General features: G+C 62.7%; 17 protein-coding genes. 8 read left to right on the top strand and 9 right to left on the bottom strand.

The genetic code is table 11. The features are described 5' to 3' along the window. The first annotated feature begins 88 nt into the window (after positions 1-88). Positions 89-1,045 (top strand): thioredoxin-disulfide reductase, encoded by a 957-nt coding sequence (gene trxB, locus M5B96_RS01955; protein WP_248794821.1) that lies wholly within the window; start codon positions 89-91, stop codon positions 1,043-1,045. Positions 1,046-1,204: 159 nt separating this feature from the next. On the opposite strand, the gene M5B96_RS01950 is transcribed toward trxB, so the two are convergent. From M5B96_RS01950 to M5B96_RS01920, 7 genes are all read right to left on the bottom strand, one after another. After that, positions 1,205-2,455, bottom strand: a complete 1,251-nt coding sequence (locus tag M5B96_RS01950) for an aspartate aminotransferase family protein (RefSeq protein ID WP_248794820.1) — start codon at positions 2,453-2,455, stop codon at positions 1,205-1,207. A 123-nt stretch (positions 2,456-2,578) separates the two neighbouring features. After that, positions 2,579-2,917, bottom strand: a complete 339-nt coding sequence (locus M5B96_RS01945) for a HopJ type III effector protein (RefSeq protein WP_248794819.1) — start codon at positions 2,915-2,917, stop codon at positions 2,579-2,581. Beyond that, a complete protein-coding gene (locus M5B96_RS01940; RefSeq protein WP_248794818.1) occupies positions 2,910-3,206 on the bottom strand; it encodes a DUF1244 domain-containing protein in 297 nt (98 codons plus the stop codon). Before M5B96_RS01940 ends, M5B96_RS01945 begins: the two co-directional genes overlap by 8 nt. 74 nt (positions 3,207-3,280) lie before the next feature. Beyond that, on the bottom strand, positions 3,281-3,652 hold the full coding sequence (folX, locus tag M5B96_RS01935; protein ID WP_248794817.1) for a dihydroneopterin triphosphate 2'-epimerase: 372 nt from the start codon (positions 3,650-3,652) through the stop codon (positions 3,281-3,283). A 2-nt stretch (positions 3,653-3,654) separates the two neighbouring features. Further along, the gene (gene folE / locus M5B96_RS01930; RefSeq protein WP_248794816.1) at positions 3,655-4,215 is read right to left on the bottom strand and encodes a GTP cyclohydrolase I FolE; all 561 of its coding nucleotides are present in this window, start codon (positions 4,213-4,215) and stop codon (positions 3,655-3,657) included. Between the two features lie 24 nt (positions 4,216-4,239). Then, positions 4,240-4,950, bottom strand: a complete 711-nt coding sequence (gene folM / locus M5B96_RS01925; protein WP_248794815.1) for a dihydromonapterin reductase — start codon at positions 4,948-4,950, stop codon at positions 4,240-4,242. Between the two features lie 228 nt (positions 4,951-5,178). Further along, a complete protein-coding gene (locus tag M5B96_RS01920) occupies positions 5,179-5,748 on the bottom strand; it encodes an antibiotic biosynthesis monooxygenase (protein WP_248794814.1) in 570 nt (189 codons plus the stop codon). Between the two features lie 211 nt (positions 5,749-5,959). Here M5B96_RS01920 and M5B96_RS01915 point away from each other — a divergent pair, with 211 nt between their 5' ends. Continuing rightward, the gene (locus tag M5B96_RS01915) at positions 5,960-6,931 is read left to right on the top strand and encodes a MerR family transcriptional regulator (RefSeq protein ID WP_248794813.1); all 972 of its coding nucleotides are present in this window, start codon (positions 5,960-5,962) and stop codon (positions 6,929-6,931) included. 46 nt (positions 6,932-6,977) lie between these two features. On the opposite strand, the gene M5B96_RS01910 is transcribed toward M5B96_RS01915, so the two are convergent. Continuing rightward, positions 6,978-7,442 (bottom strand): PAS domain-containing protein, encoded by a 465-nt coding sequence (locus M5B96_RS01910; protein ID WP_248794812.1) that lies wholly within the window; start codon positions 7,440-7,442, stop codon positions 6,978-6,980. A gap of 157 nt (positions 7,443-7,599) precedes the next feature. Between M5B96_RS01910 and M5B96_RS01905 the strand changes: the two genes are divergently transcribed. Continuing rightward, positions 7,600-8,052: a flavodoxin gene (locus M5B96_RS01905; RefSeq protein WP_248794811.1), complete on the top strand. Its 453-nt coding sequence runs from the start codon at positions 7,600-7,602 to the stop codon at positions 8,050-8,052. Here the strand turns inward: M5B96_RS01905 and M5B96_RS01900 are convergent. After that, on the bottom strand, positions 8,036-8,932 hold the full coding sequence (locus M5B96_RS01900; RefSeq protein ID WP_248794810.1) for a LysR family transcriptional regulator: 897 nt from the start codon (positions 8,930-8,932) through the stop codon (positions 8,036-8,038). The genes M5B96_RS01905 and M5B96_RS01900 overlap by 17 nt on opposite strands. A gap of 97 nt (positions 8,933-9,029) precedes the next feature. Here M5B96_RS01900 and M5B96_RS01895 point away from each other — a divergent pair, with 97 nt between their 5' ends. The 5 genes from M5B96_RS01895 to M5B96_RS01875 all read left to right on the top strand — a co-directional run bounded on the left by M5B96_RS01895 (position 9,030) and on the right by M5B96_RS01875 (position 14,633). Next, positions 9,030-9,416: a CidA/LrgA family protein gene (locus M5B96_RS01895; RefSeq protein ID WP_248794809.1), complete on the top strand. Its 387-nt coding sequence runs from the start codon at positions 9,030-9,032 to the stop codon at positions 9,414-9,416. Then, the gene (locus M5B96_RS01890; protein ID WP_248794808.1) at positions 9,406-10,092 is read left to right on the top strand and encodes an LrgB family protein; all 687 of its coding nucleotides are present in this window, start codon (positions 9,406-9,408) and stop codon (positions 10,090-10,092) included. Before M5B96_RS01895 ends, M5B96_RS01890 begins: the two co-directional genes overlap by 11 nt. Positions 10,093-10,223: 131 nt before the next feature. Next, positions 10,224-11,006 carry a class II aldolase/adducin family protein gene (locus tag M5B96_RS01885; protein WP_248794807.1) on the top strand — a complete coding sequence of 261 codons (783 nt, stop codon included), beginning with the start codon at positions 10,224-10,226 and terminating at the stop codon, positions 11,004-11,006. A gap of 175 nt (positions 11,007-11,181) precedes the next feature. Beyond that, positions 11,182-12,093, top strand: coding sequence for an SDR family oxidoreductase (locus tag M5B96_RS01880; RefSeq protein ID WP_248794806.1), 912 nt, complete (start codon positions 11,182-11,184; stop codon positions 12,091-12,093). Between the two features lie 746 nt (positions 12,094-12,839). Beyond that, positions 12,840-14,633, top strand: coding sequence for a DUF1302 domain-containing protein (locus M5B96_RS01875; protein WP_248794805.1), 1,794 nt, complete (start codon positions 12,840-12,842; stop codon positions 14,631-14,633). The last annotated feature ends 2 nt before the right edge of the window (positions 14,634-14,635 follow it).

Genomic DNA, 14,635 nt, shown 5'->3' with positions numbered 1-14,635 from the left:
CCCAAGTGCTGTCGCAGTCCTTTTTTATTCCAGCCGGTCCGCCGGCGCTCCGCACCGGTAGCTGACGGGCGGTCGATAGGAGTGAGTCATGTCTGAAGTACGTCATTCGCGAGTGATTATTCTCGGTTCCGGCCCTGCCGGTTACAGCGCCGCGGTCTATGCCGCGCGCGCCAACCTCAAGCCGCTGCTGATCACCGGCATGCAGGCCGGCGGCCAGTTGACCACCACTACCGAAGTCGACAACTGGCCCGGCGACGTGCACGGCCTGACCGGTCCGGCGCTGATGGAGCGGATGAAAGAGCACGCCGAGCGTTTCGAAACCGAAATCATCTTCGACCACATCAATGCGGTGGACCTGGCGAAAAAGCCCTACACCCTGGTGGGCGACAGCGGCACCTTCACCTGTGACGCGTTGATCATCGCCACCGGCGCCAGCGCCCGTTACCTGGGCCTGCCATCGGAAGAGACGTTCATGGGCAAGGGCGTTTCCGCCTGTGCCACCTGCGACGGTTTCTTCTATCGCAACAAGGAAGTCGCCGTGGTCGGTGGCGGTAACACCGCCGTGGAAGAGGCGCTGTACCTGGCCAATATCGCCAGCAAGGTGACCCTGGTGCACCGTCGCGAGACCTTCCGCGCCGAGAAGATCCTGATCGACAAGCTGCATGCCCGCGTCGCCGAGGGCAAGATCGTCCTCAAGCTCAACGCCACCCTGGACGAAGTCCTGGGCGACAACATGGGTGTGACCGGTGCTCGCCTGAAGAACAACGACGGCAGTTTCGACGAGCTGAAAGTCGACGGCGTGTTCATCGCCATCGGCCATACCCCGAACACTTCGCTGTTCGAAGGTCAGCTGACCTTGAAAGACGGCTACATGGTGGTACAAGGCGGTCGTGACGGCAATGCCACCGCGACCAGCGTCGAAGGCGTGTTTGCCGCCGGTGACGTGGCTGACCACGTTTACCGTCAAGCCATCACCTCGGCCGGCGCCGGCTGCATGGCGGCACTGGACGCCGAGCGTTACCTCGACGACCTGCAGAACGCTTGATCCTGACTGTGTGGGAGCGGTGCTTGTCGGATCGCCGCACCGCCGCGAACAGGCCCCTCAGGGCGCTAAAAAGCTTTGCGGGCAAGCACCGCTCCCACGTCAGCTATTGTGTGGTAATGAAAAAACCGGCCGAGGCCGTTTTTTTTCTGCCCGCGGGTTTCAGGCCAGCCTGGCCAGGCTGGCCTCAAGGATATCCAATCCTTCCTCCAGCACCGCCGCCTCGGTGGTCAAGGGCGCCAGCAGGCGAATGATGTGTCGCGACTTGCCGCTCGGCATCAGCAGCAAACCGGCCTCGCGGGCCAGGGCCAGCAATTGCGTCAACTGTGCCGACGCAGGGCTGCCGTCAGGGTTGATCAATTCGATGCCGCGCATGGCGCCGATGCCGGTCAAACGCCCCAGGTAGGGTGACAGCTGCTTGGCACGCCAAGCCTGGTGACGGCTGACAATCGCCTCTTCCTGTTGCGCGCCCCAGGCCTGCAAGTGGGTGTCGGTCATTTCGTCCAGGGTCGCCAATGCCGCTGCACAAGCAATCGGGTTACCTGAATAGGTGCCGCCCAGTCCGCCTTTGGGCAAGTTGTCGAGCAGCGCCTTGCGCCCGACCACCGCGCCCAGCGGTACCCCGCCGGCAATGCTCTTGCCGAGCAGGATCAGGTCCGGCTCGATCCCCAGGCGCGAGAACGCAAAGCGCTGCCCGGTGCGGCCGAAGCCGGACTGGATTTCATCGGCGATCAGCAGGATGTTTTTCTCATCGCAGAAACGCCGCAGTGCCTGGGCGAACTCCACGTCCAGGGCCAGGAAGCCCGCTTCGCCCTGCACCGGTTCAAGGATAAAACAGGCAATGTCCGCGACGTCGATCTCGACACTGAACAGCCGCTCCATTGCCTTCAAGGCCTCGGCGCAGGTCACGCCGTTGTCTTTGCTGGGGAAGGGCTGGTGATACACCGGCCCCGGCAGCACCCCGACTTTCTGTTTGTAGGGGGCCACCTTGCCGTTGAGGTTGAGAGTGGCGAGGGTGCGGCCGTGGAAGGCGCCGTCAAAGGCGATCACGGCGCTGCGCCCGGTGGCGCCACGGACGATCTTCAGGGCATTTTCCGCCGCTTCCGCGCCGCTGTTGGTGAGCATGCCGCTGACCGGGTAGGTCACCGGAATAAACGCCGTCAGGCGCTCCATCAGTTCGAGGTAGGGCGCATGGGGCGCGGCGTTGAAGGCGTAGTGGGTCAGCCGGGTGGCTTGTTCGCGAATGGCCTCGACGATGCGCGGGTGGCAATGGCCGAGGTTGAGTACGCCGATGCCGCCGACAAAATCGATATAGCGCTTGCCGGTGGTGTCCCAGACCTCGGCGTTCTTGCCATGGCTGAGGCTGATCGGGTGAACGATGGAAATCGACTGGCTGATGGTTTCGCTGCTCATGAAGACCTGGCTCGGAAGAAGGAAGACTTCTTTTTATCTAAGCCGTGAGCAGCGCTCCCCGGCAAACGAAATAAAGTCGCCGGGTCAATCTTAAAAGTCGCGATGTGTTGGCCGGACCTTGAATCAGCGCCGGGTCAGCGGCGCCTGGGTGAACTTCACGGCGGCCAGGCCATGGGTCATCAACGCACGGATATTGCCGTGGTCGCTGCCTTCAGGGGTAGCCAGGACCGACCGGTAATGCTCGCCGAAGGCCAGCAAGGCTTCCTTATCGCTCAAGCCTTCCAGCAGCGCCAGGCCCAGGGTCTTGCACGAACCTTCGTTCTGCCCGGCGGCGTTTTCCACGCCACCGTTGGTGAAGGCTTGTGGCTGATAGTCGTAACCGGCGGCAACGAAGGCCAGGGTCTCGGCGAAAACATGTTCGCCGCTGTTGAGGCTGGCGCGCAGGGTGTTCAAATCACTCATGGGGTTTTCCTTTGGCGAACGCCGCCTGTTGTTCGGCGCTGGCTTCTTGCTGGTATTGGGTTTTCCACTCGGCATAGGGCATGCCGTAGACCACTTCACGGGCCTCGTCGAGGCTGACTGCGATCTGGCGTTCGTCGGCTTCGGCCTTGTACCACTTGGACAGGCAGTTGCGGCAGAACCCGGCGAGGTTCATCAGGTCGATGTTCTGCACATCCTTGCGGCTGTCCAGGTGGGCGACCAGCCGGCGAAAGGCGGCGGCTTCGAGTTCGAGGCGTTCTTGCTCGGTCATGATGGGCTCTGTACGGGTGAAGTAGGGCGCGATGATAAGAGCCTGGCGCAATGAACGCCAGGCGGCTCACTGGCTTAGCGGCTCGCCGCGAGCGTAATCGACACAGACTCGGCAAAGCGCAACGCGTGGGGCTTGTCGACTTCGACCTCGGCGTACAGCACCGCCTGGTTGCTCATCACCAGGTCCAGCAGCTCCTGGGTCAGGCGTTCGAGCAGGGCGAAGCGGTTGCCTTCCACATGCTGGATGATCGCCTTGGTGATGGTGCGGTAGTTCAGGGCGTGATCGATGTCGTTGTCGCGCACCGCTTCCTGGGCCGCATAGAGGATGCTCAGGTTGATCCGCACATCCTGCTTGTTGAGGATCTCGTCCTCGTTGATGCCGATAAAGGTACGCAGGCACAGGTCCTTGACCCGGATGCGCGCCATGCCTGGCTGAAGTTGTGGCATTGCTACTTGCTCCGTCCAATCAGTTGCAGGAACTCCATGCGCGTGCTGCTCGAGTCGCGCAGGGCGCCGAGCATCACCGAGGTGTTCATGGTCGAATTCTGTTTTTCCACGCCGCGCATCATCATGCACATGTGCTGGGCTTCGATCACCACCGCCACGCCGGCGGCCTGGGTCACTTGCTCGATGGCGTCGGCGATCTGCCGGGTGAGGTTTTCCTGGATCTGCAGGCGGCGGGCGAACATGTCGACGATCCGGGCGATCTTCGACAGCCCGAGGACCTTGCCGGTGGGCATGTAGGCGACATGGGCCTTGCCGATGAAGGGTAGCAGGTGATGTTCGCACAACGAGTACAACTCGATGTCCTTGACGATGACCATCTCGTCATTGTCGGAGGCGAACAGCGCGCCGTTGACCACCTCGTCGAGGCTCTGCTCATAGCCGTGACACAGGTACTGCATGGCCTTGGCGGCCCGCTTCGGGGTGTCCAGCAGGCCCTCGCGGTCGGGGTTTTCGCCCAGCCCCAGAAGGATCTCGCGGTAATGCTCGGGCAGTGTGGCACTCATGGAAAGGGTTCCTCGCGGGGCGGCTTATTTAAGGTGCCGGCCGCCGTTGACGGTCAAGGTTGTGCCGGTGACATAGGGGTTGTCCAGCAGGTAGCGCAGGCTCTGGTAGACCACCCCGGCTCCGGGTTCGATACCCAGGGCCGATTTGGCCAGGGTCCTGGCGCGGTACGCCGCGTCGTCGTCGGGGTTGAACATCAGCAGGGCCGGGGCGATGCCGTTGACCTTGATCCGTGGCGCGTAGCGGGCCGCGAAGGACAGGGTCAGGCTGTCCAGGCCGGCCTTGCTGGCGCAGTAGGCAATGTGCTGGCTGCTGCCCTTGCGGGTGACATCGTCGCTGATGTGCACGATATCGGCCATTGGCGAGCGCTCCAGCAACTCGGCGCAATGCAGGTTGATCAGATAAGGCGCAAGCATGTGCAGGCTGAACATCTGGGTAAAGGCCGCGGTTTCCTGACCGGGCGTTTCCGCCAGCCAGGCCGAGGCATTGTGGACGATCGCCCGCAGGCAGTCGGTGTGCTGCTTCAGCGTGTCGATAAAGGCCAGGATCCCGGCTTCGCTGGAGAAATCGGCGAACAGCGCGGTGGCACCGAGGTCGCGCAGGGCCTGGACGCCGGGCCGCTCGCTGCGATAGCTGACGATCACCGGGTAGCCGTCGGCCAGCAGCCGCTCTGCGCAGTGCAGGCCGACACGCTGGCCGGCGCCAGTAATCAGGATTGGAGCACAAGACGGTGGCATCGAAAGCTCGTGGCAAGCGGTGGAGGGGCGTCGGTTGACGTTGAAGTCAAAACTATACCAGCCACTGGGCTTGTACAACTGTTGCGAGTGGCGGCTGACGCGACCTGTCAATGAGAACGAGGTCTCCTGGGCAGCGCAACCTGCAGGAGTCTGGCTTGCCGGCGAAGAGGGCCTTGAGGGCGCCAAAAGCTTCGCGGGCGAGCCCGGCTCCTGCAGGACTGTGTGCTTTTAGTGCCTGGCAGGCGCGGTTTCGCCCGCCGACGCCTTGGCTGGGGCACTGTGCAACCAGCCCGCCAGCAGATGAGTCGACAACGGAATGAAAAAGTAGACCATCAGCGGGGTCAGCGCCAGGGTGCTGACCAGTACCCGTGGTAGCAGGCTCAGTTCGGCCAGCAACGGCGCGAGGCCGAAGTTGAACAGCAGCGACACCGGAAAGAACGCCAGCCAGATCGCCACCGCCTGTTTCCACCGTGGCGGCCGTCGGCCCACCGCACCGAACCAGCCGTCGATGCCGCTGACCCGCTGCTCGTGCGGTCCGGCGAACAGATCGCCGCCACGCGCCAACCAGGCCTTGCGCGAGGCGGAATGCTCCCAGGCGCCCAGGGTGATGGCATCGCTGAAGCGGAAAATCATCTGGAATTCGTTATCGCCGGGCGGCGGGGCGAGCACGCCGGAGCCCAGGTAACCAGGGAAGTCGGTGGCGAGCAATTCGCCTTCGTGCAACCAGGTGAGCATGTCCTGGTAGCGACCTTCGGCGACGCGCCGGGCAACCATCATGGTGACGGGTGAGGTAGACATCATGTATCTCCGTAAGACAAGCACGCCGCCCGGGTAGGGCAGATGCGCAACGCAGCGCCGGGGTGGTGGGCTGCGTGTTTGGACAGGCAAGAATTATTCCCTATTCCCAGGAAATGCACCAAACAAGTAAGTCGTATTGCGTATGATTTGCAGGGGGTTGGATCCAGTGGGCTAGAATATCTGCCAAATCCTATTCATAAATGTGTGACAGATGCCCGTCATGACCGAACTTGAACCTGCCGCGCCGCTGTTGCGAGCGTTGAAACAGGAAGAGTTGTTCCCCATTCGTGAAGTCTCGCGCCTCACCGGCGTCAACCCGGTCACCCTGCGGGCGTGGGAGCGGCGCTACGGTCTGATTCAACCGACGCGCACTGAAAGTGGGCATCGGCTCTATGCCATGAGCGATATCGAGACGGTCCGTACCATCATGGGCTGGATCGAGCGCGGCGTGGCAGTGAGCAAGGTCGGCAAGATCCTGGCGAAAACCGCCGTCCAGGCCGTGCCGATCCACACACCCACCGGTATTGCCGCGCAGTCGCTTGCCCAGACGGAATGGGACGACTGGCAGACGCAGCTGGCTGCGGCGGTCAGCGCTTTCGACGAGCCAGGCCTCGAGCGCCTCTATGGGCAGGTGTTTTCCAGTTATCCGCTGACCGTGGTGTTCCAGAATATCCTCCTGCCGCTGTGGCAGCGCCGGCAACTGCAGACCAACGAGTTCGGCCAGGTCAGTGAGTGGCTGTTCCTCGACGCGTTCTTGCGTACGCGGGTCCTGCAACGCCTGCATTCGGTCCGTGGGCTGCCCTCCCAGCGCATCGTGCTCGCCGCTTTACCGGATCAATGTCGAGAGCTCGAATTGCTGGTGGCGGGCCTGTTGCTGGGCGACGGCGACCGCTCGGTCAGCGTCCTGGCGATTGGCCAACCCTTCGATGAACTGACCCTGGTCTGTGAAAAGGTCCGGCCCGAGGCGTTGGTGCTGTACTCCAACCGCTCGCCGATGGCCGATCTGCCACGCCGGCTCAATCGCCTGGCGCTGTCGGTGGACTGTGCGGTGATGCTCGCCGGGGATGTTTCGGAGCTGTTGCAGGAACGCCTGGAAGGTTCGAGCATCGGCTGCCTGGGCAATGACGGCCGGCTGATGCGCCGGCGCTTGCAGCAGTTGCTCGCGGGCCGGCTCGACACCTGATCGCCGCCCAGGCGTCTTCCGCCGCCGGCCCGGGGATCGTCCTGGGTTATCGCGGCTTGCCGCCGGCGGCCTTGAGCGCATCCAGCTCGGCCTGGAGCTCGGCCAGTTGGGCTTCCAGTTGCAGCACCCGCTGTTGCGCCTTGACCTGCACCGTCACGTCTTTTTGCACGCCGATGAAGTAGGTCAGCTGGTCGCTTTCGTTGAACACCGGGGACAGCGACAGCTCGTTCCAGAAATGGCTGCCATCCTTGCGGTAGTTGCGCAGGATCTGGCGGCACGGCTGGCGCGTGTGCAGGGCTTCACGGATCAGTTCCAGCGCCGGCTGGTCGCGGTCACCCGACTGCAGGAAGCGACAGTCCTGATAGAGAATTTCTTCGTTGGTGTAGCCGGTCAGGCGTTCGAACGCCGGGTTGGCGTAGATCAGGATATGGTCTTCGCCTTCCTGTTCGGCTACCACGATGCCGTCGTTCGACGCGTCAATCACCAGTTGCAACAGTTTGGGATTTATCATGCTCAGGGCACCTGCAGTCCATTGACGTTGCTGCCGAAGTTTAAGGCATGGTCTTGAATATTCCATCCCATTTGCTTGCGGCGCGGAGCGGGTTTTGTGAGAAAGTCTCTCATCTGCTGGTATCCTGGGTTTTTTATCAAGCATCAGGATCAGATTGATGAAAGTCGCCATCCTTTCCGGCTCGGTCTACGGCACCGCCGAAGAAGTTGCCCGCCACGCTGAAAAAATCCTTCGTGACGCCGGTTTCGACGCCTGGCACAACGCGCGGGCGACCTTGGCCGATGTCCAGGCCTTCGCTCCGGAGGCCTTCCTGGCCGTGACCGCCACCACCGGCATGGGTGAGCTGCCGGACAATCTGCAACCGCTGTACCACGCCATCCGCGACCAGTTGCCGGCGGCGTGGCGTGGCTTGCCGGGCGGGGTGATCGGCCTCGGTGACTCCAGCTATGGCGATACTTTCTGCGGCGGCGGCGAACTGATGCGTGAGCTGTTCGCCGAGCTGGGGGTCCGGGAAGTCCAGGACATGCTGCGCCTGGATGCCAGCGAAAGCGTCACTCCGGAAACCGACGCCGAGCCATGGCTGGCCGAGTTCATCAGCGCGTTGCGCTAATCCCTGGTCGCTCACGCAACAACGCCAGCCAAGCCTGGGCGGCCTTCGATAGATAGGCACCGCGGCGCCAGATAAAAGCGATGTCCCAGCGCAGGTCAGTGGGTGAGCTCAAGGTCAGGCGCACCACGCCAGGCCGTATCAGCGAACGCGCGACCACGCTGGGCAGCAGCGCCACGCCCTGCCCGGCGGCCACCAGTGCGGCGAGAAAGTCCGCCTGGCCGCTGCGCCCGCTCTCCTTGGGCGTGAACCCGGCTTGCCGACAAGCCTCCATCAACCGGTGATTGAGCACGAAACTGCGCTGGTACAACAGGAACGGCGTATCGGCCAATTGCTCCAGGCGGATCGAGCCTTCCTCGGCCAGCGGATGATCGCTCGCCAGCAACACATCCAGTGGCTCGTCGCAAAACGGCTGGTAGTCGAACACCGGGTCGCTTGGCTTTAGGCTGCCGCCCAGCTCCAGTTCGCCGCTCAGCACCGCCGGCTCGATATTCAGGCTGCCACCTTCGAGCAGGTGGATGCTGATATTCGGGTAGCGCCGCCGGTACTCGGCGAAGAGGCTGGCGAACAAGGTCTCGCCACCCAGCTGCGGCAGGCCCAGGCGCAGTTCACCCCGGGCCAGTTGGCTCAGGTCATCCAGCTCGCTGAGCAGCCCGTCGCGCAGGCGCAGCATTTCTTCGGCCCGTTGCAACACGACGCTGCCGGCCGCTGTCAGCAGGACCCGCGAGCCCTGGCGATCGAACAATGGCGTCGCGAGGTCATGCTCGAGCTGGGCGACCTGCTTGCTGACCGCCGACTGGCTGATATGCAAGGTTTTCGCCGCCTGGGTGAAACCGCCTTGGCGGACCACTTCGATAAAACTGCGCAGTTGCTTGAATTCCATGGCCTGATTCCAAAGTGGAATGGCTTCCAGTCTAACAATTCGCTTTTGGGATGACAGCGACAACTTTAAAATCGTGTTCCTGAGAGGACTGAACCCGATGAACCGTCTTTTGCTGAAAAAATCCTGCCGCCTGCTCGCCGAACTGGCCGTGTTGCTGGGGCTCTATCAGTTGGGCACGCTGTTCGCCGCCTGGAGCCGCTGGCCGATCCCCGGCGGGGTAATCGGCCTGGCGCTGTTGCTGCTGGTCTTCGCCACCGGCTGGGTCAAGCCGGCCACCCTGCAACTGGGGGCCGGGCTGCTGATGGCGGAGATGTTGCTGTTCTTTATCCCGGCGTTGATGAGCCTGCTGGACTATGGCGCCATGGTCCGCCAGGACGGCTGGCGGATCCTGCTGGTGATCGGCGTCAGTACCCTGGCGGTGATGCTCGCGACCGCCTGCACCGTCGAATTCGTCTGTCGCTGGAGCGCCCGTCGTGAAGCTTGAATGGATGTCCCTGTTCTGGCTGGGGTTGACCCTGCTGGCCTATGTCTTCAGTCGCTGGGTGTATGGGCGTACTGGCCGTTACCTGCTGTCGCCGCTGATTCTGGTGCCGTTCATCTTGCTGGTGGTGGCGATGCCCTTGCACACCGCGTATGCCGAATACTCGCGCGATACCCACTGGCTGATGCTGGTCCTGGGGCCGGTCACGGTGGCCTTCGCAGTGCCGATCTGGCAGCAACGGCAGATGCTGGTGCGCCATGGCCCGGCATTGCTGTTGGGGATGCTTGCCGGTAGCGCGGCGTCCATCGGCACTTCCTACGGGTTGGCCAGGGCGCTGTCGCTGGATAACAGCCTGGCCCTGTCACTGGTGCCGCGCTCGATCACCACGCCCTTTGCCATGCCGCTGGCGCAGGACCTCGGCGGGGTGCCGGAGCTGACCGCGGTGTTCGTGATGGTCACCGGGGTGTTCGGGGCCTTTCTCGGCGGGCTGCTGCTCAAATGGTTGCCGCTGCGTAGCAGCCTGGCGCGCGGTGCGTTGTTCGGTGTCGGGGCGCATGGTGCCGGGGTCAGCCGCGCCCGGGAAGTGGGCGGCGAAGAGGGCTCGGTGGCGGGGCTGGTGATGGTGCTGACCGGCCTGCTGAATCTGTTTGCCGCGCCTCTGTTGGCGGCGCTGATCTGATTTTATCTTCGGCCGCCGTGCTGACTCGCTGAGTCATCAAGCTGGCTGGCAAGGCAACTCCGTTGCGGCAACCGGCTGCTCTAGACTGGTGGGGACTAGAATAAAAACCGCAAACCGCCGAGGTCAGTGCCGTGAACGCAGTCCCTGTTACCGCCGCAGCCGATGTGAAGAGCCAGGTCAGCGCCGCCGAATGGCAGGCCCGCGTGGACCTGGCGGCCTGTTATCGCCTGGTGGCGATGCACGGCTGGGACGACCTGATCTTCACCCATATCTCGGCCAAGGTGCCGGGCACCGAAGACTTCCTGATCAACCCCTACGGGCTGATGTTCCACGAGATCACCGCGTCGAGCCTGGTCAAGGTCGACCAGGCCGGCAACAAGCTGCTGGACAGCCCCTACGAGATCAACCCGGCCGGTTACACCATCCACAGCGCGATTCACGAGGTGCGGCACGACGTGACGTGCGTGCTGCACACCCACACCGCCGCCGGTGTCGCGGTCTCGGCGCAGCAACAGGGCGTGTTGCCGATCAGCCAGCAATCGTTGTTCGTGCTGTCGAGCCTGGCCTATCACGCCTACGAAGGGGTGGCCCTCAACCATGAGGAAAAAGCACGGTTGCAGGCCGATCTCGGTGAAAACAACTTTCTCATGCTGCACAACCACGGCCTGCTGACCTGTGGCTCGACCATCGCCGATACCTTCCTGATGATGTTTACCTTCCAGCGGGCCTGCGATATCCAGGTGCTGGCGCAAAATGGCGCGGCGCCACTGATCGTCATCGAGCCGCAGATTCTCGCCGGGGCCAAGGCCATGGTCGCCGCGGTGACCCGTAGCGCCCAGGGCATGGGCGGTGCGCTGGCCTGGCCGGCGCTGTTGCGCAAGCTGGACCAGCAGGACCCCGGATTCAGGCTCTGAGGCCTGCGTCCGGGATTGCCCGGGGAGTGGGCGTCAATGCGGGCAGTCGCGGCCAGGGCCGGACTATCCCGCTGCCTTATCGCACACCATTCAGCCCTGGCCGACTTTATTGTGACCAAAGGCCGGGTGTCCGACACTCGGCTTCTATTTCCATCGGCCCTGGCTGGAGACCTGTATGAGTGAGTCTGTGCGCTTCGAAGATAAAGTGGTGATCGTTACCGGCGCCGGTGGCGGCCTGGGGCGTGCCCATGCACTGCTGTTCGCCCGCCATGGGGCGAAAGTGGTGGTCAACGATCTCGGCGGCTCGGCCCACGGCGAAGGCGCCAATGCCTCGGCGGCGGACAAGGTGGTGGCCGAGATCCGCGAGGCCGGCGGTACCGCCGTGGCCAACCACGACTCGGTCACCGATGGCGACAAGATCGTGCAGAACGCCCTGGATGCCTTTGGCCGTATCGATGTGGTGGTGAACAACGCCGGGATCTTGCGGGACAAGACCTTCCTGAAGATGGAGGACGCCGACTGGGACCTGGTTTACCGGGTGCATGTCGAAGGTGCCTACAAAGTTACCCACGCGGCCTGGCCCCATATGCGCGAGCAGAACTACGGCCGGGTGATCTTCACCGCGTCGACGTCCGGCATCTATGGCAATTTCGGCCAGTCCAACTATGGCATGGCCAAGCTCGGCCTGTATGGCTTGACCCGGACCCTGGCCATCGAGGGTCGCAAGAACAATATCCTGGTCAATGCCATCGCGCCGACCGGCGGCACGCGCATGACCGAAGGCCTGATTCCGCCGCAGGTCTTCGAGCTGCTCAAGCCGGAGTTGATCAGCCCGCTGGTGGTGTTCCTCGGCAGTGAACAGTGCGATGAAACCGCCGGCCTGTTCGAGGTCGGTGGCGGCTGGATCGGCAAGACCCGCTGGGAGCGCAGCCTGGGCGCCGGCTTCGATCCGCACAACGGCTTTTCCGTGGAGGACGTGGCGGCCAGTTGGAAGCAGATCTGCGATTTCGAGGGTGCCGTGCATCCGAAGGACACGCCTGAAGCCCTGCGGGAAATGATGGCGAATCTGCAGAAGTACATGGCCTGAATAACTGCGCTGCCTGGCACAACGCGGCACCTGTGGGAGAGGCCCTTGAGGCCGTCGGAAGCAAAAGCTTCGCGGGCAAGCCAGCTCCTACAAGGTTTCGCGGTGTTTCCAATAAGCGCTATAGGGGCAAGCCCCGTGGCGGGTTTGCCTCAGTTGGCCTCGACTGACCCGCGGAAGTACCTTGCCGCCAGCGCTGCCGCGGTCCCGGCATCCAGCACCCCATCATAATTCGCCGCTCGGAAATGCATCTGGAATGTGTCTAGTCCTGACCAGTTGTTTGAAGGCCTTTTCCGTGTCGGCTCCCGTCACGTCATCCCCGTACTGCTTGAACCACGCCAATGTCATTGCCGCGGCGGCAGATACTCGCAGGCAAAAAAAAGGCCACTGCAAACGCAGTGGCCAAGGGAAGACGTTCGATCAAGGAGTGAATCCAACGTCGGCAATCAGTGGATGGACGCCATATTAACGGCCTGGCGCCCGGCTGAAAAAGCCCGCTTTGCGACAATCACCGTTACCGCTGGGGTAACAGTCGCTTTTCCAGTCGCTGCCTCCGCGGTCACCCCAGGCAACCCTCCATCCATGTGCGCTATGACAGGTTATCCATGGGTTCGATGGTCCGCTGCAAACCGTGCCCTGAGCATGCATTCATCCTTTCGAGGTACAGCACGAATACCTCCTTGGTGCGCTTATCGCTCCCGTTGGCGGTGGGTAGGGTGAAGCCTTCTGTCACACACCGGGGAAGACGCATGACAAAAACAACAATGCGCGCCATCTTCACGCCGCAGGCTCTGGCCATCGCGGTTGCCATGGGCGTCAGTGCGCAGGCGCAGGCTGTTTCGTTCAATATTGGGGAAATCGAAGGCAAATTCGACTCATCCCTGTCGGCCGGCGTGAGCTGGGGCATGCGCGATGCCGACAAGGGCCTGGTGGGAGTGGTCAACGGCGGCACCGGCCAGGCCTCCACCGGTGATGACGGACGCCTGAACTACAAGAAGGGCGAGGCCTTCTCGAAGATCATCAAGGGTATTCACGACCTGGAGTTGAAGTACGGCGATACCGGCGTGTTCGTCCGCGGCAAGTACTGGTACGACTTTGCCACGGCCGACGGCGGCCAGGACTTCAAGGACATCAGCGATCACCATCGTGATGAAGGCGCACGCTCTTCCGGCGCGCAAATCCTCGACGCCTTCGTCTACCACAACTACTCCATCGCCGACCTGCCAGGCACCGTGCGCCTGGGCAAGCAGGTGGTCAGTTGGGGGGAAAGTACCTTCATCGGCAACTCGATCAACAGCATCAACCCTATCGATGTATCGGCCTTCCGCCGGCCCGGTGCCGAGATCAAGGAAGGCCTGATCCCGGTCAACATGTTCTTCGCTTCCCAGAGCCTGACCGACCAACTGACGGTCGAAGGGTTCTATCAGTTGAACTGGGAAAACACCGTGGTGGATAACTGCGGGACTTTCTTCGGCAACGATGTGGTGCAGCACGGTTGCAACAACAACTACACCGTCGGCAGCCCGGCGATTGCGCCGCTGCAACCGGTTGCCGCCTTGTTCGGTCAGGGTTTTCAGGTGACTTCGGAGGGGGTCGTTGTACAGCGCGCCGATGACCGCGACGCCCGTGACGGCGGTCAATGGGGTATGGCCCTGCGCTGGCTGGGTAGCGATACCGAGTACGGCTTGTATTTCATGAATTATCACAGCCGTACGCCGACGGTGGGCACCATCACCGCCAATCAAAGCGCGATTAACAGCATCCCGGGTATTATTGCCACGGGTAATGCGGTGTCCCCTGGGAACGGGATAAACCTGGCCAGCAGCATGCTGCTCGGTCGCGGCCAGTACTACCTGGAGTATCCGGAAGACATCCATCTCTATGGTGCGAGCTTCTCTACCACCCTGCCCACCGGCACCGCCTGGAGTGGCGAGATCAGCTACCGGCCCAATGCGCCGGTGCAGCTCAACACCACTGACCTGACGCTGGCCCTGGTCAACCCGCTCAGCCGCGGCACCTCCTCGCCGATCCAGACTTCGGCCGGTGCCGACAACCCCGGCTACCGCCGCAAGGAAATCACCCAGATACAAAGCACCCTCACGCAGTTTTTCGACCAGGTCCTCGGTGCTGATCGACTGACACTGGTGGGCGAGGCGGGGATGACCTATGTCGGCGGCCTGGAGACCAAGGACAAGGCTCGTTACGGACGCGACTCGGTCTACGGCGCCTATGGCTTCCAGGGCGATACCGGCGGTTTTGTCACCGCGACCTCCTGGGGCTACCGTGCCCGGGCGATCCTCGACTACAGCAACGTGTTCGCCGGGGTCAACCTCAAGCCGAACCTGTCCTGGTCCCATGACGTCAAGGGTTACGGCCCCAACGGCCTGTTCAACGAAGGTGCCAAGGCGGTCAGCATCGGTGTGGATGCCGACTATCGCAACACCTACACCGCGAGCCTCAGCTACACCGACTTTTTCGGTGGCCGCTACAACACCCTGATTGACCGTGACTTCGTGGCGCTCAGCGTCGGCGCGAACTTCTGATC

The sequence above is a fragment of the Pseudomonas sp. MWU13-2105 genome (genome assembly GCF_023242315.1).
Lineage (GTDB): Bacteria > Pseudomonadota > Gammaproteobacteria > Pseudomonadales > Pseudomonadaceae > Aquipseudomonas.
Note: the sequence above shows the minus strand (reverse complement) of the source record. Positions and strands in the feature narration are given on the sequence as shown.